We start from the raw sequence: 23,140 nt of genomic DNA on the forward strand, positions 1-23,140 counted from the left end.
TCGAGTCACAATCACATTCCGCTCATAGAAACGCTAGTCCGCTGACAGGATCGATGCTACCTTGCCACCCATCGACTGGACGGAGGGATTTGATGCACGCCTTGGTCTTCACCGGCGCGGGGCGCGTCGAGTTGCAGAATGTGCCGCCTCCAGACGCGGCCGAAGACGAGACTGTAGTGACTGTCCGTGCCAGCGGAATCTGCGGAAGTGAACTGCATGGATTCCGTACGGTGGGCATGAGAGTGCCACCGCTCATCATGGGGCACGAGTTTGTCGGCACCACCGATGCCGGCGACCGAGTGGTGATCAACCCGCTGATTTCCTGCCAGAGCTGCGATTCCTGCCTGCGCGGCGAGCCTCAGGTGTGCCGGACCAGGGGATTGCTCGGGGTGAGTCGCCCGGGTGGTTTCGCGGAAACTGTCGCGGTCCCGACCGGAGCGCTCTATCCCTTACCGCTGGGGGTTGGTTGGAGCGCGGCCACGTTGATCGAGCCGCTGGCCAACGCCGTACACGCCTGGTCAGCGCGCGGTGACGGGGATCGGGTCGGGGTGATTGGCGCCGGGGCGATCGGTTTGGTTTGTGCGCTGGTGGCCCGTTTCCACGGCGCCGAGGTGACCGTCAGCGAGACTTCCACGGACCGGAGAGAGGTGGCCGAGTCGCTCGGCCTGACTGTGACCACCGCACTTCCTGGTGAGTACGACACGGTTTTCGACGCCGTCGGCGCGCAGGTCACCAGGGTCAGTGCGATCGAGAGATGCCGCCCGGCTGGCACCGCGGTGTGGCTGGGCCTGGCCGCCGACGACGTGCAACTGGCCGGAAATCCTCGTCGTCCGGCAGGAAAAGCGAATCGTCGGATCGTTTGCCTACACGCCAGCCGATTTCGCCGCCGCCGTCGATCTGGCGACCACTCTGGACCTGTCGTGGACCACCGACGTGCCGCTGTCCGAGGCGGACGCCGTTTTACTCGCTGGCAAACGGAAAACACCGCGATCGCGAAGGCGGTCATCGTGCCCGACTCGGTGGTGGGCACATGATGGGCCTCGCCGGTCGTGGCGTGCTGGTCAGCGGCGGCACCAGCGGGATTGGGTTGGCCGCGGCCCAGCGGTTCCTCGAAGAAGGCTGCCGGGTGTACATAACCGGGCACGAGCCGGACGCACTGGCCGCAGCGCTGGAAAAACTCGGCAAACGAGGGGAGATTTCCGGTCAGGTGTGCGATGTCAGCGACCACCAGCAGGCGATCGCCGCGGTGGAGGCCGCGGACGCGGCCGTCGGTGCGCTCACGGTGGTCGCCAACAATGCCGGTATTTCCTGGCGAGAGCCATTTCTGCAGCAGCTGGAAGTCGCGCACTGGGACCGGATCATGGCTGTCAACCTGCGAGGAATGTTTTCGGTGGCGCAGGCCGCCGCGCAATTGCTCGTACGCGCCGGACGCGCCGGTTCCATCATCAACATGGCGTCCACCAACGCGCTTGGCGGTGAGGAGGACTACGCGCATTACAACTCCTCGAAAGGCGGAGTCCTTCAACTCACCCGCAGCATGGCCGTGGAACTCGGCCCGTACGGCATCCGGGTCAACGCGATCTGTCCCGGATATATCGACACTCCACTGAACCAGACGATCGCCGGCGGGCTACCGGGCGACTTCGCCCAGCGGTATGCGAACGAACGGATTCCGTTGCGCAGGGTGGGCAATCCCGAGGATGTCGCCGCCGCATATGCATTCTTGGCCAGCGACGACGCGGCTTTCGTGCATGGCGCCGTGCTCGCGGTCGACGGCGGTCAGGTAGCGGTGATGTGATGCTGGTGCAGGACGTGCGGGGGCCAGTGTGCGATTTGGGGGAAGGTCCGTGGTGGGACGCGCGAACGCACCGCCTTGTCTGGGTCGACCTGCTCGCGGGTTTTGTTCACATGCTTGACCCGGGCACCGAGGGCTGCCGGACGGTGGTCGTGGGCCAGCCGGTCAGCGCGGTCGTACGCGCCGGCGAAAACTGGCTGCTGACTGTCGAAACCGGCTTCGAACTGCGCGATCCGGAATGGAAAACCCTGTCGTCGTACGAGATTTTCCGGAAGCCCACGAAAGTCCGGATGAACGACGCCGGCTGCGATCCGGCCGGTCGACTTTACGCCGGCTCGTTGGCGTACGACGACAGGGAAGGCCTGGGCTGCCTCTACCGACTCGACCAGGACGGCGGTTGCCATGAACTGGTGACCGGGTTGGGCATTTCCAACGGTCTGGCGTGGTCGCCCGACCACCGGACGATGTACCACGTGGATTCCGCGGCCCGGGTGATTTATGCCCGTGAGTACGACGAAACCACTGGCTCACTCGGGGGGCGGCGCCAGTCTTTTATACCCACACCGACGACGACGCGATGCCGGACGGGATCGCGGTCGACGCGCAGGGCGGCCTGTGGGTGGCGCTCTGGGACGGCGGCCGGGTGATCCGACTGGACGCCACCGGCCACGTCACCGCGCAGGTTTCGGTGCCAGCGCTGCGGGTCACGAGTGTCGCGTTCGGCGATGAGGACCTGCGTACGCTCTATTTGACGACGGCTCGTACAGGCCTGAACGAGGCGACCCTAAAAGCCTATCCAGGCAGCGGTCGCGTGCATTTCTTCCATACCGACGTCCCCGGCCTGTCAGTTGCCGGCGCGGCGCTGTTTTCCCTTCCTGACTCGTCCCCAGCGAGTCCGCACGGATGTCCAAGGAGGGCAACGTGACGTTGACGAACCGCCGTCTTGTCGCTGTTTTCACCGCTGCCGCACTGGCTGTCGGGGTCGCCGGCTGTGCTGGCTCCGGCCAAGGAGCCAGTGGGCCGCTTGACCCAGCCGCCAAAGTCACCCTGACGTGGTGGACCGGGCAAGCCTCGGACGCGGAGAAAACCCTGGAAGGGTTGGCCGCGGACTTCCACAAGCTGCACCCCAATGTCACGATCAACATCTCCGCCGGCGCGTCCACCACCGATGACCTGCTGCAGAAACTCTCGGCTGGTTTCGCCAGCAACCAATATCCGGATGTCTCGTACGCTTACGGCAGTTGGGCCAGCGAGTTGGCCTCCTCTGGCCGTACTTTGGACATCAGCCAGCAGATCAGCGATCCGGCCGTGCGCTGGTCGGAGCTGCCACCGGCCGGTCGGGCGACCGCGGCCGCCAGCGGCAAGGTCATTGGTTTCCCAGCGATCGTGGACAACCTGACCTTGCTCTACAACAAAACGGTGTTCGACAAGGCCCACGTGGCGTACCCGACGAACAGCTGGACCTGGGACGACTTTCGCCGTGCGGCGAAACAACTCGCCAATCCGGCCACCACCACGTACGGCTTCGGCTATCCGCGACGACGGCAGTGAGGACACCACCTGGCATCTCTGGCCGCTGCTGTGGCAACTCGGTGGGAACGTGATCAGCGCGGATGGCAGGAAATCCGCTTTCGACAGTCCCGCGGGCGTACGAGCATTGGACTTCCTGCGATCGATGGCCGTCGACGACAAGAGCGTCTATCTCGACCAGACCAGCGAAAAGTACGGTCCGCTGTTCGCCTCCGGGCGGATCGGGATGATCATCTCAGGGCCGTGGATGCTGCACGATCTGTCTCAGGCGGGTACAAAGTACGGCGTGACCTATCTGCCGGCATTTAACGGCGTGCATACCACTGTCGCCGGCCCCGATTTATGGGTGCTGCTGAACCATCAGGACGCGAGCCGCGCCTACTGGTCGTACCAGCTGACAAAGTGGCTTACTGATCCGACCCAGGACGCCCGTTGGAACCTCGCCCAGGAGAACCTGCCACTGCGCGCCTCGGAACAGTCTTCCGCCGCATACCAGGAACTTCGGAAAACTATCCGGGGATCGACGTGATGGTCGCGAACTTCGCGAACGCCACCAAACCGCGTCCGACGGTGACTGGGTATGTCGGGCTGTCCCAGGCAGTGGGCACCGCGATTTCCCAGGTCATGCAGGGAGCGTCGACGCCAAAGAACGCCTTGGCCGCGGCCGCGACCAAGGCCGACCAGGCATTGGCGGGGGACTGATGGCGATCCTCGCCCGGCCAGTGCCGTCCAGCGTTTCGGCGCCCTCCAGGGCAAGCCGACGGCCACGGCGGGCCGTCGGCCGGCTGGGCGTGGGCCTGTCCTTCACTGGTCCGGGGACCTTGATCGTGGTCGGTCTCTCGATTTTCCCGGCGATCTGGGCATTTTTTCTCTCGCGGGAGAAATGGAACGGCTTCACGCCGGCCACCGACATTGGCTGGCTGAACTACCAGCGGATGGCCAGCGATCCGGACCTCGCGGCGGCGGTCGACCACACGCTGCTTTTCACCGCGCTTTTCGTACCGGCCTCGATCTTTCTGCTCGGCTTGCTGCTGGTGGGTGGCGTTGAACCGGCCGATCAGGTTCGTGGGCTTTTATCGTACGTGCATTTTCGTGCCGTTCGTGGCATCGGCGGTCGCCACCGGGATCCTCGGGAACTATGTCTTCAACCCGCAGTTCGGGGTGGCCAACAACATTCTGCGAGTGCTCGGGCTGCCGGCCCAGGGACTGTTGGAAAGCCAGCAGCAGGCGATGATCGTCATCGCGGTGATGGCGCTGTGGCAGCAGCTCGGCTTCACGGTTGTCGTCTACCTCGCGGCTTTACAGGACATGCCGGCCGATCTGGTGGAGGCGGCCAGAGTGGACGGCGCCTCCGCGCCGCGGATCTTTCGCCACATCGTGCTGCCGCAGCTGGCGCCGGTGACGGTTTTCACCACCATCTGGCAAACCATCACCGCGCTGCAACTCTTCGACCTCGTCTTCGTCACCACCAAGGGCGGGCCGCTGGGATCCACCGAGACGGTCGTCTACTACCTTTGGGACCAGGCATTTCGGGGGGGGCTGCGTTTCGGCTACGGATCGGCGGTCGCGTACGGCCTCTTCGCGGTCACCATGCTGATCACCATCGGCATGGTCGTCTATTCCCGCCGGGCCAAAGTCGAGGCGTTCTGATGACCGCCCCCGCCACCAAACGCCGGCGCTTGAACCCCTGGCACCTCTTGCTTGCCCCCACCGCGTTGATTTTCCTTTTCCCGCTCGTCCAGTTGGTGATGACCTCGGTGGAACCGGAGGCGGACATCAACCGCTTCCCGCCGCGGTTCTGGCCGTCCCGGATCACGTTCGACGGCTATGTGGAGCTTTTCCAGCAGTCGGGGATCATTCGCTGGTTCCTCAACACCGTCATCGTGTCCGGCACGTCGGTGCTCGCGCATCTGGTGCTGTGTTCGCTGGCCGGCTATGGCTTCGCGCGGCTGAAGTTTCCCGGCCGGAACCTGGGTTTCCTGATGATCGTGGCCACCATCATGATCCCGACCCAGCTGCTGATGATCCCGACGTACGTGATGTTCAGCCGGCTCGGGATTATCAACACGCTTGCCTCCGCGATCGTTCCATGGCTGGCGAGCGCCTTCGGGATCTTCCTGATGCGGCAGTTTTTCCTTTCCCTGCCGGTGGAGTTGGAAGAAGCCGCCAGGCTGGATGGCTGCTCGCCCTACGGGACCTTCTGGCGGGTGATCCTGCCGCTGGCCCGGCCGGCGTTGGCGACTCTCGCGATCTTCACCTTGATCGGATCCTGGAACGACCTCATCTGGCCACTCATCGCGATTAACGACTCGCACAACTACACGTTGCAGTTGGGTCTTTCAGACTTCCTCGGCACCCGGCGGACCCGCTGGTCCCTGCTGATGGCCGGGAACGTGGTGGCCACCGCGCCGCTGATCCTCTTCTTCATGGTCGCCCAGAAACAGTTCGTCGCGACCATGACCTTTTCCGGCCTCAAAGGCTGATCGTACGACAAAAGAAGGGAGGTCCGCGCTTTCGTTTGTCCCCCCCACAGAGAAACAAAGGGAGATGCCATGCGAGTCCTCGGCTGCCCAGACGCCCGCCCGGCCCGCCGGACGTTCCGTCTTTTACTCGCAGCCACTACCGTCGGCCTTCTCGGCCTTTCGCTGGTTGTCGCGGCCAGCCCCGCAGCTGCCGCAGTAACCCTGCCGCCCGCTCATGGTCAGTTCGACTACCAAATCGGCGGCGCGTATCCCCCGGCGGCATCGGTCGCCATCGTCGACCGCGACCGGACGTCCACCCCGGTCGCGGGCAAGTACAACATTTGCTACATCAACGCATTGCAGACTCAACCAGACGGTGACAATCCGCCGGCCGAGCCTGACTACGGCACAGTTTCCTGGTGGGTCAAATACCACAACGACCTGGTGTTGAAGGACAGCAAGGGAAAGCCGGTGATTGACACCGACTGGAAAGAGGCGTTGCTGGATGTTTCGACGGACGCCAAACGCCAGTCGATCCTCACCATCGAAGAGGGCTGGATCGATGGCTGCCAGACCTCCGGCTTCCAGGCAATCGAACCGGACAACCTCGACTCGTACAGCAGGTCAGGTGGCCGGCTCACTTTCGCTCAGGACAAGGCATTCATGGTGCTGTTCGTGCCGTACGCGCACACCAAGGGACTGGCGGTGGCGCAGAAGAACACCAACAGCGAGTTCGGCACCACCGGTAAGACCGAGGTCGGCTTCAACTTCGCGATCGCCGAGGAATGCGGCTTCTACGACGAATGCGGTGACTATGCCGCCGCGTACGGGAACAACTACATCGAGATCGAATACACCGACGAGAGCGCCAAGAAGTTCAAGGCCGCCTGCACGGACCATGGCGCGACCGTGTCGATCATCCGACGCGATCGCAACGTCGTTCCCAAGGGCGATCCTGCCTATCATTACGAGCTCTGTCCCTAAATAAATGAGGATCGCTGCGCGCCGGGCCGCTGCCCGGCGCGCAGCCGGGATCGTGAATCATGGATTGATGGACCAGTTGCCGGTCGAGCTTGTCGGTAGCTAACGCCGAGACCTCGATCCCGCCGCTGAGATCATACAACCGGCGCCTTTGTCTCGGCGAGCCTTTCCAACAGGACAGCGGCTTCCACCGGCGGGTCGTGCCGGGCGAAGTCGGTTTGGACGCGAACGGCCGCGCGCTGGTAGGACGGGTTGCTCAGGACTGCCCGTACGGCATCACGGATCTTTCCCACCGTGGGCCGATCGGTCTTCAGGTCGATCCCCACACCGGTGTGCGCGATCCGGGCGCAGACCGCTGGCTTGTCCTCCGTACGGCCACCGCCGATCAGCGGCAGACCGTGCGTCAGCGCGGCCAGGATGCCGCCGATGCCACCGTTGGTGACCATCACGTCGACGTACGGCAGCAGCAACGCATACGGGATGGACTTGGCCAGCCGTACGTTCGCCGGCAGCGGCCCGAGATCGGCCGGATTCGCGGCGGTGGCAACGACAAGGACATCGTCGTCAGCGCGAGTGCGTCGAGGGTGGGGCGCAGCAGGCTGGTCGGATCGGTTGCCACCGTGCCCTGGGTGACGTGCACGACCGGCCGGTCGGCGCTGACCACGTCCTGCCACCACGGCGGCAGTTCGAAAACATCGGGCCCAGGCGGCAGAAGTGGGCCGACATGGTGTACCTGCGCCGGAAGTTCTGGGCGGGGGTAGTCGAAAGCCAGGGTTCCGGTCTGTAGCTGAAGAAATGGCGAGATGGTGGCGGCGAAGCCGGTCTCGCCAGTTGGCTGTGGACCGAGGCCGAACCTGGCCCGCAGTTCGTCCAGGGCCTCGGTCAACTGAGACATGTGGACATTGGCTGCTTCCCAGTTCATCCGCCGATAGCGGTCCTGCACCCCGGGATCGTCGGAATAGGGCAGAACTTCCGGTGGATCGGCGAAAACCGCGGGCGACACGAGCGGCGGGATAGCGGAGGTGGGCAGGCTTGGCAGCGGGCTGACGCCCAGTCGTGCCCACGGGGGGCCGCCCAACTCGTGCAGCAGCCGCGGGCCTAGGCCCGCAGTCGACTCGTTGATGACCACATCCGCGTCGAAGTCGGACAGGATTTCGGTGTAGTCACGCAACTGTCCGGGGGCGGGCTCGACAAACAGCCGGCGCAACGCACCCACGACAGCTTCCCAGCTGCGGCTTTGTTTGGGTCGCGGGGTGAGGTCCTGGAATCGGGGCGCGTGTTTCATCGGGACGAAAGAGGCACCCGTTTGACTTACTTTGTCGGCGAAGTCAGGCCCAGTGTGCCACCGGACCTGGTGGCCGCGGGGGCGGCGAGCGCGGTAGCGATCGGGAGCGCTGGATAGATGTGTCCGGTCTCGGGCATCGTGCTGATCAGGAATTTGGCCATCTCACCCTCATCTTTGGAGCCGTGTGCCGCACCCGAATGGTCCCGGTCCACCGAGACGTACGAGCAGGCCGACCCCGCTCGGTCCACCCGGTCATAGCGATCGCTGGTAGGCGCGGAAAGACTGGACCGTGACGGCCGCGCAAACGACGGCGAGCACGCACAACCAGCCCAGCCGACTGAAAACCAGGCCCCAGTCAGCGTTCGCGGCCAGCGCCGTACGGCCAGCCTGCACCGCCCAGTCGATCGGGTTGAACCGGGCGACCGAAGTGATCCAACCGGCCGCGAGCCGCTGAACCATGAACGCCGAGCTCATAAACACCAGCGGCAGCAGGATAAACTGGATGGTCGCGGTGAGCGACTGCGGTCGCCGGATCACCAGCGCGAATGCCATCGACAGCGATCCGATCGAGAGCACAATAAGGGTGGCCGCCACCAACATCACCAGTACGCCGGGAAAACCGCCGGGCAGATGAGCGCCGACGGCGACGGCCAACACCAGGACGACCATTGCCTGCACCATGACGGTGATCACCTGGTGGCCCAGGTGACCGGCGATCAGCGCGGCCCGCGAGACCGGAGAGATCAGAAATCGGTCCAGCACACCATGATCCAGCTCAAATAGCATGTCGCGCCGCCGCTCCAGGCACCGCGGGTGAGGGCCATCATCACCAGCACGCCCGGGGTCAGGTAGTCGAGGTAAGAGGTGGCGCCAAAACCCCCGAGTTCGGTCACCCGGCCGAAAAGCTGGCCAAAGATCAGCAGCCAGATTGCCGGCTGCACCAGCCCGATGGCGAGAAAAAGCGGCTGGCGCAGGGTGGACCTCAGCAACCTGGTCGTCATGAACCACGACTGGGTGAGCGTGGCGGTCATCGAGTCGTCTCCTCTTCCAGCTCGCTCAGCGAGCGGCTCGCGTAATGCAGGTAAACATCGTGAAGGGACGGTCGCGCGACGGTGACCGAGACGGCGTTGACACCGTCCGCGGCCAGCGCCGCGAGCACCAGCGGGACGCCGCCGCGGCCGCGTCGTCGACACGCGCTCGTACGGCACAGCCTTCGATGGTGACCTCGCGGATCGCTTCGAGTCCAGCCAGCGCGCGGTGGGCGGCTGGTACGGCCCGCGGCTCGATCAGGTCCACCTGCACCGCGTCGCCTTTGAGGTCGTCTTTTAGTTGGCTGGGACTGCCTTTCGCGACGACGCGTCCGTGGTCCAGGATCACCACCCGATCGGCGAGCCGGTCCGCCTCCTCGAGGTGGTGCGTGGTGAGCAGGACGGTAAGCCGTTCAATGGCCGCCAAAGCGGCGATCTGCTGCCAGATTTCGGCCCGGATCTCCGGATCCAGCCCGGTGGTCGGCTCGTCCAGGAAAAGTACCTGTGGCCGATGGATAAGGCTCATCGCGATGTCGAGTTTGCGTTTCGTACCACCGGAATAGTTGCCGGCGACCCGGCTCGCCGCGGCGGTCAGGTCGACCTGCTCGACCAGCTCGTCGACCCGGCGGGCGAGTTTTCGGCCGGACATGCCGTGTAACCGGCCCTGCAGCGTGAGGTTCTCCCGACCGGTCGCGCTGCTGTCCACCCCGGACCGTTGCGCTACACAGCCAATCATTCGACGGACTTGCTGGGGGTCGCGTACCACGTCGATGCCACCAATGTGGGCCGATCCCGGTGTCCGGCCGGGCCGGGCCAGCGTGGTGAGGATCTTCATCGCCGTCGACTTGCCCGCGCCGTTCGGCCCGAGAATGCTGAAAACACTGCCGGCCGGGACGGCGAAACTGACGCCGGCGAGCGCCCGTACGTCTCCTGGATAGGTCTTGGCGAGGTCTCGGACCTCAATGGTCGCTGATGGCAACGTCATCCTCCTGCCGCGGGCGGTCCCGGACACAGTCACAGAAATCGGTGGAGAGGCCCTCAAGACAGGCTCGAGGGCATGCCCTCGAGCGCGAGCCCAGTGGTCTGCGAGTCCACGGCCACAGGATGTGCCGCAAAAGTCCGCCGCTGCGAGGAGAGGCGCTCGATGAAGCAGACAATCGCCGGAAAGACCGAGCTGATCAGGCTCGGCCTCGACCACTGCCGATCGAAGGTTTTGCTGAGTGCGGTCGAACTCGGTGTCTTCACCCATCTCGCTGCCGCGCCCCACACGCCACCGAGACCGAGCTGCGTTCGGCACTGGACCTGCACCCGCGGGCCACCGCCGACTTCCTGGACGCGCTGGTGGCTATTGGCCTACTCAGCCGCGAGCAGGGTTTCTACCAGAACACCGCGATTTCGGACGCATACCTGGACGCCCGCAAGCCCGGCTATGTCGGCGGATTCCTGATCATGCACAACCTGCAGTACGGGAAATGGGCCCGGTTGACCGAACTGTTGCACGTCGGCTCGGTGACCCAGGACGTACGCGACGAACAGAAAATGCATGACGACATGCAGGCCGACCCGATGCGGATCCGGCGTTTCATGGCCGCGATGGACGGCATCAACCAGCTGGTTGGCCCGGCGCTGGCGGAAAAGTATGATTGGAGCCAGCTGCGGACGTTCGCCGACCTCGGCGGCGCTCGCGGCAACTTGTCCGCGGAATTGGTCAAGGCGCACCCGCATCTGGAGGCGACGGTCTTCGACCTGCCGGCCGTACGGGAAGTTTTCGACGAGCACATGGAAAAGCTGGACCTGGCCGGCAAGGTCACCTTCCAGGGCGGGGATTTCTTCACCGAGTCGCTGCCAACAGCCGACGCGTTGATCTTCGGTCACGTGTTGCACGACTGGAATCCCGGCCTGCGTAAGGATCTCGTCCGCAAGGCGTACGAAGCTCTGCCTTCAGGCGGATATCTGCTGGTCTATGACCCGATGATTGACGACGAGCGGCAGCGGAACGACTACAGCCTGATCACCAGCCTGCACATGATGCTGATCAGCCCCGGTGGCAGCGAATACACTGCGGCCGACTGCCGGTCGTTGATGATCGAGGCAGGTTTCGCCGAGACAGACACGATCCCGTTGACCGATGTGGACACGCTGGTCGTCGGGCGCAAGAGCTGAGATGACCGGCGGATTGCTCGCCCAGCTGCGGCGGGTCGGGATTTCCCGGGAGCTGGCGGTCTTCGTGGTGATTGGCGTGCTCAGCACGGCTGCCCACCTGGCCCTCTACGCGCTCCTGCGGTCGGTGTTGCCGGCCTTGGTGGCGAATGTGCCGGCGGTGTTGGCCGTGATGGTGGTCAACACCGCGGCGAACCGGCGATTTGCCTTCGGCTATCGAGGCTCCGAGCGAGCCGTCCGGCACCACCTCGAGGGTGGCATCACGTTCCTGTTGGGGCCGGCGACCAGCACTTTGGGTTTGTGGCTCCTGCAACTGCTCGCTCCACATGCGACAAGACTCGCCGAGTTGGCAGTCCTGGCCGCGTGTACGGCACTGTCCACACTCCTGCGCTTTCTGCTGCTCCGCGGCTGGGTTTTCCATCCCCGCCGCAACCTTTCCGTCCCTCCCACCACAGTCCGGGAGCCCGCGCGATGACCACCCACCTTTCCCCGCCGGCGACCACCGCCGAGAAAACCGCTCCTGCCGCGACCGGCGTTCGCGTTGGTTGGCTGCGGAGATTGCTGCTGGGCCGTCCGGCAGATCCGCGGTGGGCCCGACCGGCACTCTGGGCGATCCTGGTTTCTCGCGGCCGCCCTCTACACGTGGGGCCTTGGCGCGAGCGGCGACGCGTACCAGTACTACTCGGCCGCGGTCCTGAGCGGAACGAAGAGCTGGAAGGCGTTCTTCTTTTCTTCGCTTGACCCGGCTTCCTTCATCAGCGTGGACAAGCCGCCGCTGGCGCTCTGGATTATCGGCCTGAGCGTACGGGTATTTGGCTTTAATACGTGGAGCCTGCTGTTGCCGCAGGCCGCCGAAGCGGTGGCCGCGGTCGCGGTTCTCTATGCGGCCGTACGCCGAACGGTTGGTCTTCCCGCCGCACTGATCGCCGCCCTTGTCCTGACCCTGACGCCGATCACGGTGGCGATCACCCGGGACGATACGCCCGATCCCTTGCTCGTCCTGCTCCTCGTGCTGGCCGGCTGGGCAGTCCTGGAGGCCACTCGCACCGGGAAGCTCACCTTATTGCTGGGATCGGCCGTGCTGGTTGGCCTTGGCTTCAACACCAAGATGCTGCAGGCATATCTCATTGTGCCTGCATTGGCCCTCACCTATCTGGTGGCAGCGCCCGGAAAGCTGGTCCGCCGGCTTGGTCACCTGGTCGCCGCCGGAGCGGTCCTCGCGGTAGCGAGTTTCTGGTGGACGCTGATCGTCGACTCGGTGCCGGCCAGTGCTCGGCCGTACATCGGTGGCAGCTCGAACAACACGGTCCTGGACAGTGCCATCGGGGCGAACGGCATTGGCCGGCTGGGAAATCCGGGTCCGGCGACGAATGGATGGGCGACCCGGGCCTGGGACGGATGTTCAACGAATTCATCGGCACCCAAATCTCGTGGCTGCTGCCGCTCGCAGTGCTGGTTTTGGTGGCGGCGCTGATCCTGCGCGGAGTACGGCCGCGGACCGACTTTCCCCGCGCGGTGCTGATTCTCTGGGGGTGCTGGCTGCTCACGCATGTCGCCGTGCTGAGTTCGACCAGCGGTGGACCGCATCCGTACTACACGGCGTCGATGGCTCCGGCGGCGCTCGCGGCCCTGGTCGGGATCGGATGCGTGACACTTTTCCCCCTGCGATGGGCATTGCCGGTGATGGTGGCGGTTTCTGGGCTCTGGGGTTCGATCCTGTTGATCCGTACGAGCACCTTCTTGCCCTGGCTGGGATGGATCGTCCTCGCCGGCACCGTGGCCGCGGTCGTCGGTCTGCTCTTGCCGCGGTGGAAACCGGTCGCCGCCATCGTGGCCGCCATCGTCGTACTCGCCGGACCCGCTGTTTTCTCAGTCATCACACCGTTCCAGCGGATCATCTTCACCAACCCGCTCGCCGGTCCGGCGAGTACCTGGATGGGCGGACCCGGCGGAAAGGGTGGCTTCGGCGGTGATCCGAACGGCCCGTTTCAGGATCTGAGTAGTCCGACCGGAGATCCAGCCAGCTACCGCAAAATGCTCGACTATCTCCAGGCGCGGCAGGGCTCGGCCACCTGGCTGGTCGCCGTCCCCAGCTCCCAGTACGCCGCGCCCCGATCATTCTGCGAACCGGGCGGTCCGCGATGGCGATGGGTGGATTCATCGGCAGCGATCCGACGCTCACCCTTTCCCAGCTGCGGAAGTATGTACGGCAGGGTCAGGTCCGCTATTTCCTCGTCTATCCCGGCCAAGTTCCACCCCGGTTCGCTGACCCGGTGCTCGCCGGTTGGGTGACGGCGCACTGCCCGGTGGTCAAGCCGGCAGCGTTTGCGGCCGCTTTCACCCAGGACGCCCTCGTCCTGCACGACTGCGGTCCTGCGAAAGGGTCATCATGACGATTTCTCTGGAAGCTCCTACCAAGTCCGGCAACCAGCCGAAATTCGCCCGTGACGTGGTAGTCATCGGCGGCTGCGGGCACGTCGGGCTGCCATTGGCGATCGCGCTGGCCGATCGCGGGGCGAATGTGGGGATCTACGACGTGAACGCGAGGTCCGTACGCGACGTCAACGGCGGCCAGATGCCATTCGACGAGTCCGGCGCTCCCGATGTTTTGCGGCGAGTGCTGGCAGCGGATCGGTTGAAGGCATCGGTCGACCCGGCGATGATTTCCAGTGCGGAGCACGTTGTGGTGGTGATCGGTACGCCGGTCGACCGGCACCTGAATCCTGACCAGGCCGCGATTGGGGACGCGTTGGCCGCCTGCGCGGATCATTTCCGCGACGGGCAGCTGATCGTGCTGCGCAGCACGGTTTATCCAGGGGTCACGGCGAGCGTGGAGAAAATGGTCGCCGGACTCGGCATCGAACTGGACGTGGCTTTCTGCCCGGAGCGGATCGCCGAGGGGCGGGCGATGACCGAGCTGTTCGATCTGCCGCAGATCGTCTCCAGCCGGACCGCTCGCGGCGTGGAAACGGGCCGGCCGGCTTTTCCGCCTGTTGACGGGCAGCGTGGTCGAGATGACGCCAGAGGAAGCCGAGCTGGCCAAACTTTTCACCAATGTCTGGCGATATGTCAAGTTCGCCACCGCGAACCAGCTTTACATGATGGCCAACGACCGTGGGCTGGACTTCGAACGGATCCGGGCTGGCCTGACCGCCGAGTACCCGCGGGCGGCGGACATGCCAGGGCCCGGTTTTCGCGGCGGGGCCGTGTCTTTTCAAGGACACGATGCAGCTCGCCGCGTACAACAACAACAACAATTTCGCGCTCGGGCACACCGCGATGGCGATCAACGAGGGGTTGCCTCTCTATCTCGTCGACAGGGTCGAGCGTCGCTTCGATTTGTCGTCGATGACGGTCGGCATCCTGGGGATGGCGTTCAAGGGTCGATCGGATGACATCCGGTCGAGTTTGTCCTACAAGCTCAAGCGGATTCTGAAGTTCAAGGCCGCCCGGGTAATGTGCACCGACCCGTACGTCACGGTTGATCTTGACCTGCGCCCGCTGGACGAAGTGCTTGCCGCCGACCTGATTTTCGTGGCTGCTCCACATGAAGAATATCGCGGCCTGAGCATTGACAAGCCGGTTGTCGACGTGTGGAACATGATGGGCAAGGGGTCCGGGTGTGACCGTCATGACGCGGCCGCGGGTTTCTGTCGTTATTCCGGCCTACAACGAGGGCAAGGACATCGTGCCGGTCCTCGACCGGCTTTTCGGGGCTGTCACGCTGGTCTGCGAGGTCCTGGTGGTCGTGGACGCGCCGGACGACACGACAGTCGCCGTCATTGAGGAATATGCGCAAGGTCAGCCGGGCCTGAGATGCACGGTGAACACGTACGGCCGCGGCCCTGCGAACGCCATTCGCTTCGGCATCGAGGTGGCCACCGCACCGGTGACTGTTGTCACCATGGCCGACGGCTGCGACGATCCCCGGCAGATCGACGACCTGACCCGGCTGGTCGAGCGTGGTGTGTCCGTCGCGGCCGCGTCCCGCTATATGCCCGGGGGCCAACAGGTCGGCGGGCCGTGGCTGAAGGCCCTGATCTCGAAATGGGCCGGTCTTTCGCTGTGGCTGCTGGCACATCTCGGGACCCGCGACGCGACCAATTCCTTCAAGGCGTATTCCACGGACTTCGTCCGTTCGGTCGGCATCGACAGCCGAGACGGTTTCGAGATCGGCATCGAGCTCATCGCCAAGGCCAAGAGGCTGCGCCGCCCGGTGGCCGAGCTGCCGACCATCTGGTTGGACCGGCAGGCCGGTGTGTCCAACTTCAAGATCGCCCAGTGGATTCCCAAATACCTGCGCTGGTATCGGTTCGCCTTCGGGCCGCGGCTGTCGGTCGCGCAGATCCGGGCCAGATCAGCCAGAAGTCTGTCGAAAGGCGCGTGATGGAGAAGGTTCTCGTCAGCGGTTCGGCCGGATTCATCGGCGGCTATGTCGTCGAGGAACTGTTGAGCCGAGGCTACTCGGTGGTCGGCATCGACAATTTTTCCAAATACGGAAAGGTAGCGAAGTCGTACGACGACCATCCCCGTTACCAGTTGGTCGAAGGCGATGCCACCCAGGTAGACCTGATGACCGACCTGCTGGCCGACTGCGACCATTTTATCGCCGGTGCCGCGATGATCGGCGGCATCTCGTATTTCCACACGTACGCATACGACCTGCTGGCTACCAACGAACGGATCATCGCCGCCTCCTGCGATGCGGCGATCGCCGCGCAACGCAAGGGAAAACTCGGCAAGGTCACCTATCTTTCGTCGTCGATGGTCTTCGAGAGCACCACCGACTGGCCGTCGTACGAAGGGCAGGAGCGCGAGGTCCCGCCGCCACTTTCCTCGTACGGCTTCCAAAAACTCGCGGTCGAATATTTCGCCCGAGCTGCCTGGGACCAATATCAGCTGCCGTACACAATCGTCCGGCCCTTCAACTGCGTTGGCATCGGGGAAAGTCGCGCCCTCGGCGACGAGCGAATCCTTTCCGGCAACGTCGAGCTGGCGATGAGTCATGTTGTTCCAGACCTGGTCCAGAAAATCGTCAAAGGCCAGGACCCACTGCATGTTCTCGGCGATGGATCGCAGGTCCGCCACTACACGTACGGCGGCGACCTGGCCCACCGGCATCGTCACGGCGATGTCCCATCCGGCCGCCCGCAACGAGGATTTCAACCTTTCCACCGCGGAATCCACCACGGTCCGCCAGTTGGCCGAGGTGATGTGGCACCGGATCCGGGGTCACGAGGTGCCGCTCCGGTTCGTCCATGACAAGCCGTTCGCGTACGACGTGCAGCGCCGCGTGCCCGCCACCGAGAAGGCGAAGCGGGTCCTCGGTTTCGAAGCCACCACCTCGCTGGAGCACATGCTCGACGAGGTCATCCCCTGGATCGTCCAGGCCGTTGACACCGGCACTATCTAGTACCCAAAGCAAGAACGAGCAGGTCTGGCGGGTACGCATGACCTGCAGGCATACACGCTAAAGGGTTCGGGCCACTCGATAAACCTGGCCAGCAACACCGCGCTTTACCGGGATCGGGTCACGCAGTGGTTCGGTACGCATTTCTAGGAGTCATTTCGGCTGGGGGCCGCGGTCACCACTGTCGCGGCCTGCCAGTACGGCACAAGCAGGATGATCCCCCATCACCGCAGCGAAAATTCCGCCGGTGACGGCGATCGCGGTGAGCCAGCAAATCAGCACGAATTCGACCACCAGGGCCCGATAGAGTGCGCGCCGGAATCGGCGATCGGTGGCGCGCAACGCAAGATAGGGCGTGCGCCCAGCCGGCAACAACAAACGGCCCAGAAATATGAGCAAGGCCAGCGCGATCAAGCCGGCGCCGACGCGAACGGCGGGCGCCAGCGCCGGCAGTGCCCAGGTGGCCACCGCTGCGGTGGCCGCGAGCAGCACCATCAGGCCGGTCAGCATCCAAAATGGTCCGATCGCCGCCAGGATGACCGGCCACGCCGAAAGCTGCGGGTCGTGATCGGTCGGCCGCAGCCGCGCGAGCGCGCCGTAGCGGCCCAGCGACTGGCGGATCTGGCCCTGGCTCGCGGCCAGCTCGGCCAACCCGCGATGGGCGTGCGCGGACTGCGGGTCCCGGCGCAGCGCCTCCTCGTAAGCCGCCGTGGCCGCACCGAAATCCCGGCGTTCGCGCTCGACCAGCGCGATGGTGAGCCACGGCTGCTCGGCTTCTGGATCCAACGCCAGGGGCGCGTCGCGCGGTCTCGATCGCTTTCGCACTCTCGCCGCCGCCGGCATAAGTCTGGGCCAGCAGCGACAATCCGCCCGCCCACAGCGGAGCCAGCCGCACCACCCGCTCCGCGGCCGCCACTGCCGCCGGCCAGTCGCGACACCGCATCCGCACGTACGCGATCTCGACGTAGCCACCAGGCCCATTCGGCGCGGCCGCCACCGCAGCCTCCGCGGCGACCTGCGCCTCCGCGTATTTTTTCCTGCTCAGCGAGCGTACGAGCGAGCAATCGCAGCAATTTCCCATGGGCCGGCTCGGCCACCAGCCCGCGCCGCGCGACCTGCTCGGCTTCGGCGTACCGGCGCAGGTCGAACAACGCCACCACCCGAGCCGCTTCGTCCGCCACCCTGCTATTCGACCACGACGCCACACCGTCCGTGCAGTGTCGCCGCCTAGGTGGTGACGCCGACGTTGAGCAGGCTGATATCGAAATACTCGGAGTGCATGCGCGCACCAGTCACCTTGGATCCGGTCAGGATCACGACTTTGACGTACTGGAGCGGAATGATCGCGGCTGACTCCATCACAAGCCGGTCCACCTGTGCCCACAACGTCTGGGCCTTCCTGGTGTCGGGCTCGGCTTCGGCGGCGCGGATCGCCTGGTTCACCTTCGGGTCATCGAGCAGCGAGAAGTTGGAGTTTCCATCGGAAAGGATTTGCCGACCGTCAAAGAGCGGCGGATAGAGGGCCGCGCCGGATGGCCAGTCGGGGATGAAACCTGTATTCACCAGTTCGTCCTCGGTGCCGGGTTTGCCTACCGTGGAATAGAACTCTTTGCGGGCTATGGGGGTAGGCAGCACGGTGATACCGGCCCTCGCGAATGCGTCCTTCACCGCGGCCGCCGTGCGATCGCTCACCGGCGTTTGGGCATAGTCGTATTTGATCGTTCGCGGGCAGTCCGAGGCCTGTGCCAACAGTTGTCGGGCCTTTGCCGGGTCGCCGCGCGGATCGGTGGCCGGAGCCGCCCGATAGGCCTTCATCGAAGGCCCCGCGACTGTGTTCGCGTAGTCCCCGGTTGCCGGCCCACCGAGAACGGTCACATATGTCTGCTTGTTCATCGCGTACGAATAGGCCTGCCGGCAGCGTACGTCCGGAACTTTTCTCGTGTTGATAGCGATGAACGAGGTGCTGCCGGTGTAGCCGCTGAACGTTCGCGAACGCAGTTTTGGATTGCCGAGAACCTGCGAGAGCTGCTCGGGCGACACTGTGGTGTTGGCGAACGGGATGGTTTGCTGGTCGGTGTCGCGGTCCTGGATCAGCCGGTCGGTGATGACCTCGCGGCTCAGCCCGAAGGTGAAACTGAGGACATCTGGCAGGTTCTTCCTGATGTGGTCCAGACCTTGGTCCCAGTACGGGTTGCGTACCAGCGTGAGGCTCTGGTCGCGAACATGGGTCTTTATCATGTACGGGCCGTACGAGAACGGTTGGTCGTCGTATTTTGTTCTGGTGTCCCGATCCTGTCGGACGGCCGCGAAGATCCCCATGGAGACGGCGTAGCGAAAGTCCGGGACCGGATATTTCAGTTGGTAGGTGATCGTCTGTTCGCTGCAGGTGACCGAGGGAATCCCGCGCGGATCCTGATAAATTCCGGAATAGGTGTCGCCACCTCGCAGATATGCTTTCTGATAGGTCGGGCCGCCGGGAAGCAGGTCGGAGAACGAACGGTTCACGCCGTACCGGAAGTCCGCGCACGTCACGGGCCGGCCGTCCTGCCATGTGAGGTTGTCTCGCAGGGTAAAACTCCACTGGGTGGCGTCCGCGTTCGGCCGGCCGGTGTCGGTGGCGGCGTCCGCGCCGACCTCAGTGCCGGCGAGACCGGGGGCATTGACATAAGACGTCAGTGTTGGCGCGTAAAGAGTCTCAAGGTGCAGTTGGCTGGGTGGATAGTTACGTGCCGGGTCGAGATGGTCGAAATCGGACTGGTCCAGAATATGCAGGGTCCCGCCGCGATGATCCTGGCCGGCGCTCGGACGATCGGAGCCGCTTGTTCCACATCCACCAGCGAGCAGAAGGACAACGATTCCGGCGATCAGTCGGGTGGCAGGGTTCTTCCTCATGGTCGAGAAGATTGTCTGATCGGTGGGCAAAATTCGCCGGCGAAAGAGGCAACCAAGAGGGCAGCATCGTCGGCCCGGCGCAGCCAGATGTGATCGGTCACATCGGGCAGCGTCGGGCTGGTCGGGTCAGATTCTGTTGAAGATCTTCGAATAGGCGTAGCCGACCTTCTTGTCGTACGAGTCGACCTCCCAGAACGACAGCTCCTGTACGCCCTTGGACGCGGCGAACTGTTCCAGGGTGGTGGCGTTGCCCTGGGTGAAGTTCTCGTTGTCGTCGTTGTGACCGGCGATCGGGGTGAGCCCGATCAGCTTCCATGCCATGCCTGCGATGCGGAGATCCCGTACAGCGAGGCGAGCTGCTTTTCGGTGCCGTTGGCCGCGGATTCGGCGTCGTTGAGGGCGTTCTCGCCGTCACCGAAGTCCATCGTCATGATATTCACCAAACCGACCTTCACCCCCTTGGCTTTGGCGTCCTTCAAGAGGTTCATCGCGTTGCCGGGCAGCCCGCCCGGATCGACCGGCAGCGTGTAGTCGACCTGTACGGCCGGATCGGCTTTCTGCAGGGCGGCGAGCGCCTGGTCGCGGCGGGCGATCGACGAGCTGTTGTCCAGCGGTCCGCCCTCAATGTCGAAGTCCAGCCGGTGCACGTTGTAGGTGGTGACGATGTTCGCGTACGCGGCCTGAAGGTTGGTCGCGGACGTACAGGTCAGTGCGAGTTCACCGCCGGCGGCGCCACCAAAGGAAATGATCGCGTCGCCACCGGCTGCCTGCAACGCGTTGATTTGCGATTTGAAGGTGCCCACTGATAGTCGCCGTCCTCCCATTTGGCGGTGCAGCCGCTCTTGGGAATCAGGAAGGCAAGCGTGTAGTGGTTGACGCCGGAGGCGTTCCGGTCCGAAACCATATCGCCGACGCTGCTACTGCTCAGCTCCAGATAGGGCGCCGCGTATTGGCTCGGGAAAGCGGCCGGGGCGGCGACGGCTACTTTGCCCGTACCTAGCGCCAAAGCCGCGGTCGCTAGCAGCGAGACGCCGGCGACGAGTGCGGATTTCCGGAATACACCTAGCATGGTGGGTCCTCCCTGGTGCTCAATGGCGGCACGGTCCTGGTGCGCGGGCGGCTCACAAGGCAGCGACGTTGGTGCTCAGACCCACCTTCATCGGTATTCACAAACATGAACATTGAACATGTGTGTGAATCTCATCACCGTTCGGAACAATAGGGGCCAACCCCGACGGTGGTCAAGAGGCTCGTAAAAGACCGCCGGACGTCAGAGAGCGACCCGTGAAGGTGCGTACGCCAGCACAGAATCGACCACATGATCGACTTCTTCGGCCGCCATGCCGGCGAAAAAAGCGGCAGCCGGACGAGGACGTCGGCGACCTCCTCGGTGACCGAGCAACCGCCCGGAGCGACGCGCGCATGCCGGAGACCGGCCGGTGCGTTGTGCAGCGGCTGGTAATGGTGGACGGCTCGTACGCCGCGCTCCGAGAGATGCCGCAGGAAATCATCTCGCTGGACCGGATTGGGCAGCAACAAGTAGTAAAGATGGGCCGGCTGAACGCATCCGGCCGGTACGGTCGGCCGCCGGACACCGCGTTCGCAGGCCCAGACCGCGAGCCGCTGGTCGTACGCGCTCCACACCTGGCCGCGTTTTTCCTGAATGCGCTCAAAGGATTCCAGCTGTCCGAGCAGGTACGCGGCAGCAGCAGCTCGGACGGGAGGTAGCTCGACCCGAGGTCCCGCCAGCAGTATTTGTCCACCTGGCCACGAAAGAACCGGGCCCGGTCGGTGCCCTTCTCGCGAATGTCTCGGCCCGCCCGCTCGGTCAGCCGGTCGTCGCCGATGACCAGCGCACCGCCTTCGCCGCACTGGACGTTCTTGGTCACGTGGAAGCTTTGGGTCGCCATCGCGCCAAAAGAGCCGAGCGGCCGGCCGTGGTACGAGCCGCCGAGGCCGTGCGCGTTGTCTTCGATGACGCTGAGGCGATGGCGGCTCGCGATCGCCATGATCGTCGCCATTTCGCAGGCCACACCGGCATAATGGACGACGACGACCGCCCGCGTCCGGCTGGTGATCGCGGCTTCGGTCAGCCGCTCGTCCAGATTCAGGGTGTCCGGGCGTATGTCGACGAAGACCGGCGTGGCGCCGCGCAATACGAAGGCATTCGCGGTGGACGTGAAAGTGAAGGACGGCATGATGACTTCATCGCCCGGCCGCAAATCCAGCAACAGAGCGGAAAGTTCGAGAGCATGCGTACAGGAGGTGGTCAACAGTGCAGAGGTGGCGCCAGTCAGGCCAGCGACCAGGGCGGTCGCCTTCTTGGTGAAAGGCCCGTCGCCGCCGATGATTCCGCTGTCGACCGCCTGCCCCACGTAGTCCAGTTCGGCACCGGTCAAGTAGGCACGGTTGAAAGGCACTTCGGTCATGACCCCTGCACTCCGCTCTGTCGGAGCGCTTCGGCGGCGATTTCCAGCGTACACACGCGATCCGGGCCGTACGGGGTGATGGCAAGTGTGGTGACACCGGCGGCGGCGTAGGCTTTCATCTTCTGCGCGATCCGGTCCACCGGGCCGATGAGTCCGGTGGCGTCCACGAATGCGAAGGGGATAGCTGCCGTCGCAGCGGAGATTTCACCGGCCGCATAGAGATCCTGGACTTTGGCCGCCGCGGCTCCCAAGCCCATTCCGGCGGCCAGCCGGAAAAATAGAAGTTCTTCTCCCGGTGGCCGATGCTCATAAAGCGAGCCGCGTGCGGTTTCAGGGCGAGCGAGGCCTTTTCGGGGTCGTCGTCAACGGACACGCCAGCGGTCAGGTTCATCTCGAAGGATTCGCGGGGCCGCCCGCTGGCGTCCCGGCCGGCCAGGATCAGCGGCAGGATCTCCGAAATCCGCTCCGGCGAAGAGAAAACGCCGATCCAGCCGTCGGCCACCAACCCAGTCAAGTGCAGGTTGCGTGGGCCGACCGCGGCCAGGTGAACCGGAATGGGGGTGTTGCTGGGCATCCGGAAAGGGTTGCCGGTGCGACCGGCCAGCGGGATCTGAAAAAGCTCGCCAGCGTAACGAACTTCGTCTCCGGCCAGTGCCATCCGGACGATGTCGACATACTCCCTGGTTCGCGCGAGTGGCCGCTCGAAGGACACGCCGTGCCAGACCTCAGCGGTGTGCGAGTTGGAGATTCCCAGCCCCAGCTGGAATCGGCTACCGGACAAGGTCGCGAGGGTGGCGGCCGTCATCGCCATCGCGACCGGCGTACGAACCGGCAGCTGGCAGATGGCCGACAGCTGGATTTCGTTGGTACGGGCGGCCAACCAGCCCACGACTGACTGACGGCGTCGGCCCGAAATCCTTCTGGCACCAGGGCCAGCCGTAGCCGAGCCGAGCCGCGCCGCTCGCGTCGACCGCGATGCCCGGGTCCAGATGCGTGACGTTGACGCCCAGTCGCATCCTCAGCTCCTTCTTTGCGGTGACGGCAGCGTTAGCCGGCATGGTTTCAACGTGGCCTTGAGAAACGGTCGACCGGCGCTGCCCGATTGAGCCTTGAGTGCGGCGCGGTCCGGGTTCAAGCGCTGCCGGCAACTATCGCCTCATTACCGGAC

The 23,140-nt window shown here is 64.5% G+C and carries 35 protein-coding genes and 2 pseudogenes; 20 read left to right on the plus strand and 17 right to left on the minus strand.

Annotation, left to right across the window (positions count from 1 at the left end; genetic code table 11):
- The first annotated feature begins 92 nt into the window (after positions 1–92).
- The 10 genes from GNX96_RS01290 to GNX96_RS01325 all read left to right on the plus strand — a co-directional run bounded on the left by GNX96_RS01290 (position 93) and on the right by GNX96_RS01325 (position 6,771).
- Positions 93–1,034, plus strand: a complete 942-nt coding sequence (locus GNX96_RS01290; protein ID WP_163566682.1) for an alcohol dehydrogenase catalytic domain-containing protein — start codon at positions 93–95, stop codon at positions 1,032–1,034.
- Entirely contained in the window at positions 1,031–1,798 is a 768-nt protein-coding gene (locus tag GNX96_RS01295; protein ID WP_163566683.1) for an SDR family NAD(P)-dependent oxidoreductase, read from the plus strand. The genes GNX96_RS01290 and GNX96_RS01295 overlap by 4 nt, the downstream gene beginning before the upstream one ends.
- Complete coding sequence (locus GNX96_RS01300; RefSeq protein ID WP_163566684.1) at positions 1,798–2,442, plus strand: SMP-30/gluconolactonase/LRE family protein; 645 nt, start codon at positions 1,798–1,800, stop codon at positions 2,440–2,442. Before GNX96_RS01295 ends, GNX96_RS01300 begins: the two co-directional genes overlap by 1 nt.
- Positions 2,373–2,720: an SMP-30/gluconolactonase/LRE family protein gene (locus GNX96_RS01305; RefSeq protein ID WP_163566685.1), complete on the plus strand. Its 348-nt coding sequence runs from the start codon at positions 2,373–2,375 to the stop codon at positions 2,718–2,720. Before GNX96_RS01300 ends, GNX96_RS01305 begins: the two co-directional genes overlap by 70 nt.
- Entirely contained in the window at positions 2,717–3,346 is a 630-nt protein-coding gene (locus GNX96_RS47780) for an ABC transporter substrate-binding protein (RefSeq protein ID WP_279579007.1), read from the plus strand. The genes GNX96_RS01305 and GNX96_RS47780 overlap by 4 nt, the downstream gene beginning before the upstream one ends.
- Positions 3,276–3,854 carry an extracellular solute-binding protein gene (locus tag GNX96_RS47785; protein ID WP_279579008.1) on the plus strand — a complete coding sequence of 193 codons (579 nt, stop codon included), beginning with the start codon at positions 3,276–3,278 and terminating at the stop codon, positions 3,852–3,854. The genes GNX96_RS47780 and GNX96_RS47785 overlap by 71 nt, the downstream gene beginning before the upstream one ends.
- The gene (locus tag GNX96_RS47790; protein ID WP_279579009.1) at positions 3,854–4,027 is read left to right on the plus strand and encodes a hypothetical protein; all 174 of its coding nucleotides are present in this window, start codon (positions 3,854–3,856) and stop codon (positions 4,025–4,027) included. The genes GNX96_RS47785 and GNX96_RS47790 overlap by 1 nt, the downstream gene beginning before the upstream one ends.
- A 336-nt stretch (positions 4,028–4,363) precedes the next feature.
- Positions 4,364–4,975, plus strand: coding sequence for a carbohydrate ABC transporter permease (locus tag GNX96_RS47795; protein WP_279579010.1), 612 nt, complete (start codon positions 4,364–4,366; stop codon positions 4,973–4,975).
- Complete coding sequence (locus tag GNX96_RS01320; protein ID WP_163566686.1) at positions 4,975–5,808, plus strand: carbohydrate ABC transporter permease; 834 nt, start codon at positions 4,975–4,977, stop codon at positions 5,806–5,808. The genes GNX96_RS47795 and GNX96_RS01320 overlap by 1 nt, the downstream gene beginning before the upstream one ends.
- A 69-nt stretch (positions 5,809–5,877) precedes the next feature.
- Complete coding sequence (locus GNX96_RS01325; protein WP_163566687.1) at positions 5,878–6,771, plus strand: endo alpha-1,4 polygalactosaminidase; 894 nt, start codon at positions 5,878–5,880, stop codon at positions 6,769–6,771.
- Positions 6,772–6,902: 131 nt separating this feature from the next.
- Here the strand turns inward: GNX96_RS01325 and GNX96_RS47800 are convergent, their stop codons facing one another.
- Genes GNX96_RS47800 through GNX96_RS01350 form a run of 6 tightly spaced genes read right to left on the minus strand, consistent with a single transcriptional unit; the run spans position 6,903 to position 10,060 of the window.
- Complete coding sequence (locus tag GNX96_RS47800; protein ID WP_390623876.1) at positions 6,903–7,280, minus strand: glycosyltransferase; 378 nt, start codon at positions 7,278–7,280, stop codon at positions 6,903–6,905.
- Entirely contained in the window at positions 7,214–8,053 is an 840-nt protein-coding gene (locus GNX96_RS47805) for a glycosyltransferase (RefSeq protein ID WP_279579012.1), read from the minus strand. The genes GNX96_RS47800 and GNX96_RS47805 overlap by 67 nt, the downstream gene beginning before the upstream one ends.
- A 26-nt stretch (positions 8,054–8,079) precedes the next feature.
- Positions 8,080–8,301 carry a hypothetical protein gene (locus GNX96_RS01335; RefSeq protein ID WP_163566689.1) on the minus strand — a complete coding sequence of 74 codons (222 nt, stop codon included), beginning with the start codon at positions 8,299–8,301 and terminating at the stop codon, positions 8,080–8,082.
- 4 nt (positions 8,302–8,305) lie between these two features.
- Positions 8,306–8,815: an ABC transporter permease gene (locus GNX96_RS01340; protein ID WP_163566690.1), complete on the minus strand. Its 510-nt coding sequence runs from the start codon at positions 8,813–8,815 to the stop codon at positions 8,306–8,308.
- Positions 8,797–9,084, minus strand: a complete 288-nt coding sequence (locus tag GNX96_RS01345; RefSeq protein WP_163566691.1) for an ABC transporter permease — start codon at positions 9,082–9,084, stop codon at positions 8,797–8,799. Before GNX96_RS01345 ends, GNX96_RS01340 begins: the two co-directional genes overlap by 19 nt.
- A gap of 25 nt (positions 9,085–9,109) precedes the next feature.
- Positions 9,110–10,060 (minus strand): ABC transporter ATP-binding protein, encoded by a 951-nt coding sequence (locus GNX96_RS01350; protein ID WP_279579013.1) that lies wholly within the window; start codon positions 10,058–10,060, stop codon positions 9,110–9,112.
- 125 nt (positions 10,061–10,185) lie between these two features.
- Here GNX96_RS01350 and GNX96_RS01355 point away from each other — a divergent pair, with 125 nt between their 5' ends.
- The 3 genes from GNX96_RS01355 to GNX96_RS01365 all read left to right on the plus strand — a co-directional run bounded on the left by GNX96_RS01355 (position 10,186) and on the right by GNX96_RS01365 (position 12,715).
- A complete protein-coding gene (locus tag GNX96_RS01355) occupies positions 10,186–11,244 on the plus strand; it encodes a methyltransferase (protein WP_163566692.1) in 1,059 nt (352 codons plus the stop codon).
- Position 11,245: 1 nt separating this feature from the next.
- Entirely contained in the window at positions 11,246–11,716 is a 471-nt protein-coding gene (locus tag GNX96_RS01360; RefSeq protein WP_163566693.1) for a GtrA family protein, read from the plus strand.
- 66 nt (positions 11,717–11,782) lie between these two features.
- Positions 11,783–12,715, plus strand: a complete 933-nt coding sequence (locus tag GNX96_RS01365) for a glycosyltransferase family 39 protein (RefSeq protein ID WP_163566694.1) — start codon at positions 11,783–11,785, stop codon at positions 12,713–12,715.
- A 118-nt stretch (positions 12,716–12,833) separates the two neighbouring features.
- On the opposite strand, the gene GNX96_RS66990 is transcribed toward GNX96_RS01365, so the two are convergent.
- Entirely contained in the window at positions 12,834–13,118 is a 285-nt protein-coding gene (locus GNX96_RS66990) for a hypothetical protein (protein ID WP_452124453.1), read from the minus strand.
- Positions 13,119–13,388: 270 nt separating this feature from the next.
- Here GNX96_RS66990 and GNX96_RS66995 point away from each other — a divergent pair, with 270 nt between their 5' ends.
- From GNX96_RS66995 to GNX96_RS47815, 7 genes and pseudogenes are all read left to right on the plus strand, one after another.
- Positions 13,389–13,634, plus strand: a complete 246-nt coding sequence (locus GNX96_RS66995; RefSeq protein ID WP_452124454.1) for a hypothetical protein — start codon at positions 13,389–13,391, stop codon at positions 13,632–13,634.
- Positions 13,631–14,125, plus strand: a pseudogene (locus tag GNX96_RS62110) (nucleotide sugar dehydrogenase); the annotation flags it as partial. The gene GNX96_RS66995 and the pseudogene GNX96_RS62110, both read left to right, overlap by 4 nt.
- A 130-nt stretch (positions 14,126–14,255) precedes the next feature.
- Complete coding sequence (locus GNX96_RS62115) at positions 14,256–14,636, plus strand: hypothetical protein (RefSeq protein ID WP_390623877.1); 381 nt, start codon at positions 14,256–14,258, stop codon at positions 14,634–14,636.
- Positions 14,590–15,027 carry a UDP binding domain-containing protein gene (locus GNX96_RS47810; RefSeq protein WP_279579015.1) on the plus strand — a complete coding sequence of 146 codons (438 nt, stop codon included), beginning with the start codon at positions 14,590–14,592 and terminating at the stop codon, positions 15,025–15,027. Before GNX96_RS62115 ends, GNX96_RS47810 begins: the two co-directional genes overlap by 47 nt.
- Positions 14,930–15,628 carry a glycosyltransferase gene (locus tag GNX96_RS01380; protein ID WP_279579016.1) on the plus strand — a complete coding sequence of 233 codons (699 nt, stop codon included), beginning with the start codon at positions 14,930–14,932 and terminating at the stop codon, positions 15,626–15,628. The genes GNX96_RS47810 and GNX96_RS01380 overlap by 98 nt, the downstream gene beginning before the upstream one ends.
- A complete protein-coding gene (locus GNX96_RS01385; protein ID WP_279579017.1) occupies positions 15,628–16,503 on the plus strand; it encodes an NAD-dependent epimerase/dehydratase family protein in 876 nt (291 codons plus the stop codon). Before GNX96_RS01380 ends, GNX96_RS01385 begins: the two co-directional genes overlap by 1 nt.
- Positions 16,481–16,654 (plus strand): hypothetical protein, encoded by a 174-nt coding sequence (locus tag GNX96_RS47815; RefSeq protein WP_279579018.1) that lies wholly within the window; start codon positions 16,481–16,483, stop codon positions 16,652–16,654. The genes GNX96_RS01385 and GNX96_RS47815 overlap by 23 nt, the downstream gene beginning before the upstream one ends.
- A 150-nt stretch (positions 16,655–16,804) precedes the next feature.
- Here the strand turns inward: GNX96_RS47815 and GNX96_RS01390 are convergent, their stop codons facing one another.
- The 10 genes and pseudogenes from GNX96_RS01390 to GNX96_RS47850 form a co-directional block, all read right to left on the minus strand.
- Complete coding sequence (locus tag GNX96_RS01390; protein WP_279579019.1) at positions 16,805–17,437, minus strand: tetratricopeptide repeat protein; 633 nt, start codon at positions 17,435–17,437, stop codon at positions 16,805–16,807.
- Between the two features lie 441 nt (positions 17,438–17,878).
- Complete coding sequence (locus GNX96_RS01395) at positions 17,879–19,543, minus strand: ABC transporter substrate-binding protein (protein WP_163566698.1); 1,665 nt, start codon at positions 19,541–19,543, stop codon at positions 17,879–17,881.
- 126 nt (positions 19,544–19,669) lie between these two features.
- Positions 19,670–19,864 carry a glycoside hydrolase family 18 protein gene (locus GNX96_RS47820; protein ID WP_279579020.1) on the minus strand — a complete coding sequence of 65 codons (195 nt, stop codon included), beginning with the start codon at positions 19,862–19,864 and terminating at the stop codon, positions 19,670–19,672.
- Entirely contained in the window at positions 19,849–20,316 is a 468-nt protein-coding gene (locus GNX96_RS47825) for a glycoside hydrolase family 18 protein (protein WP_279579021.1), read from the minus strand. Before GNX96_RS47825 ends, GNX96_RS47820 begins: the two co-directional genes overlap by 16 nt.
- Positions 20,250–20,612, minus strand: coding sequence for a hypothetical protein (locus GNX96_RS47830; protein ID WP_279579022.1), 363 nt, complete (start codon positions 20,610–20,612; stop codon positions 20,250–20,252). Before GNX96_RS47830 ends, GNX96_RS47825 begins: the two co-directional genes overlap by 67 nt.
- A 134-nt stretch (positions 20,613–20,746) precedes the next feature.
- Positions 20,747–21,415, minus strand: coding sequence for a DegT/DnrJ/EryC1/StrS family aminotransferase (locus GNX96_RS47835; protein WP_279579046.1), 669 nt, complete (start codon positions 21,413–21,415; stop codon positions 20,747–20,749).
- A pseudogene (locus GNX96_RS47840) lies at positions 21,379–21,972 on the minus strand (aminotransferase class I/II-fold pyridoxal phosphate-dependent enzyme); the annotation flags it as partial. The gene GNX96_RS47835 and the pseudogene GNX96_RS47840, both read right to left, overlap by 37 nt.
- On the minus strand, positions 21,969–22,091 hold the full coding sequence (locus GNX96_RS47845) for a hypothetical protein (protein ID WP_279579023.1): 123 nt from the start codon (positions 22,089–22,091) through the stop codon (positions 21,969–21,971). The gene GNX96_RS47845 and the pseudogene GNX96_RS47840, both read right to left, overlap by 4 nt.
- On the minus strand, positions 22,088–22,861 hold the full coding sequence (locus GNX96_RS01415; RefSeq protein WP_279579024.1) for an LLM class flavin-dependent oxidoreductase: 774 nt from the start codon (positions 22,859–22,861) through the stop codon (positions 22,088–22,090). Before GNX96_RS01415 ends, GNX96_RS47845 begins: the two co-directional genes overlap by 4 nt.
- Entirely contained in the window at positions 22,743–23,030 is a 288-nt protein-coding gene (locus GNX96_RS47850; RefSeq protein WP_279579051.1) for a hypothetical protein, read from the minus strand. Before GNX96_RS47850 ends, GNX96_RS01415 begins: the two co-directional genes overlap by 119 nt.
- Positions 23,031–23,140: the final 110 nt, after the last annotated feature.

This window comes from Fodinicola feengrottensis (genome assembly GCF_010993775.1).
GTDB lineage: Bacteria > Actinomycetota > Actinomycetes > Mycobacteriales > HKI-0501 > Fodinicola > Fodinicola feengrottensis.

Coding starts and splice junctions, on each gene's coding strand:
- GNX96_RS47830 (WP_279579022.1), bottom strand. CDS start 20,612: ATGCTAGGTGTATTCCGGAAATCCGCACTCGTCGCCGGCGTCTCGCTG.
- GNX96_RS47805 (WP_279579012.1), bottom strand. CDS start 8,053: ATGAAACACGCGCCCCGATTCCAGGACCTCACCCCGCGACCCAAACAA.
- GNX96_RS01385 (WP_279579017.1), top strand. CDS start 15,628: ATGGAGAAGGTTCTCGTCAGCGGTTCGGCCGGATTCATCGGCGGCTAT.
- GNX96_RS47810 (WP_279579015.1), top strand. CDS start 14,590: ATGACGGTCGGCATCCTGGGGATGGCGTTCAAGGGTCGATCGGATGAC.
- GNX96_RS01325 (WP_163566687.1), top strand. CDS start 5,878: ATGCGAGTCCTCGGCTGCCCAGACGCCCGCCCGGCCCGCCGGACGTTC.
- GNX96_RS47850 (WP_279579051.1), bottom strand. CDS start 23,030: ATGCCGGCTAACGCTGCCGTCACCGCAAAGAAGGAGCTGAGGATGCGA.
- GNX96_RS01295 (WP_163566683.1), top strand. CDS start 1,031: ATGATGGGCCTCGCCGGTCGTGGCGTGCTGGTCAGCGGCGGCACCAGC.
- GNX96_RS01345 (WP_163566691.1), bottom strand. CDS start 9,084: ATGACCGCCACGCTCACCCAGTCGTGGTTCATGACGACCAGGTTGCTG.
- GNX96_RS66995 (WP_452124454.1), top strand. CDS start 13,389: ATGGGTGGATTCATCGGCAGCGATCCGACGCTCACCCTTTCCCAGCTG.
- GNX96_RS62115 (WP_390623877.1), top strand. CDS start 14,256: ATGACGCCAGAGGAAGCCGAGCTGGCCAAACTTTTCACCAATGTCTGG.
- GNX96_RS47845 (WP_279579023.1), bottom strand. CDS start 22,091: ATGAAAGCCTACGCCGCCGCCGGTGTCACCACACTTGCCATCACCCCG.
- GNX96_RS66990 (WP_452124453.1), bottom strand. CDS start 13,118: ATGACTGAGAAAACAGCGGGTCCGGCGAGTACGACGATGGCGGCCACG.
- GNX96_RS01300 (WP_163566684.1), top strand. CDS start 1,798: ATGCTGGTGCAGGACGTGCGGGGGCCAGTGTGCGATTTGGGGGAAGGT.
- GNX96_RS01305 (WP_163566685.1), top strand. CDS start 2,373: ATGCCGGACGGGATCGCGGTCGACGCGCAGGGCGGCCTGTGGGTGGCG.
- GNX96_RS01355 (WP_163566692.1), top strand. CDS start 10,186: ATGTGCCGCAAAAGTCCGCCGCTGCGAGGAGAGGCGCTCGATGAAGCA.
- GNX96_RS01395 (WP_163566698.1), bottom strand. CDS start 19,543: ATGAGGAAGAACCCTGCCACCCGACTGATCGCCGGAATCGTTGTCCTT.
- GNX96_RS01360 (WP_163566693.1), top strand. CDS start 11,246: ATGACCGGCGGATTGCTCGCCCAGCTGCGGCGGGTCGGGATTTCCCGG.
- GNX96_RS47790 (WP_279579009.1), top strand. CDS start 3,854: ATGGTCGCGAACTTCGCGAACGCCACCAAACCGCGTCCGACGGTGACT.
- GNX96_RS47820 (WP_279579020.1), bottom strand. CDS start 19,864: ATGGCATGGAAGCTGATCGGGCTCACCCCGATCGCCGGTCACAACGAC.
- GNX96_RS01290 (WP_163566682.1), top strand. CDS start 93: ATGCACGCCTTGGTCTTCACCGGCGCGGGGCGCGTCGAGTTGCAGAAT.
- GNX96_RS01320 (WP_163566686.1), top strand. CDS start 4,975: ATGACCGCCCCCGCCACCAAACGCCGGCGCTTGAACCCCTGGCACCTC.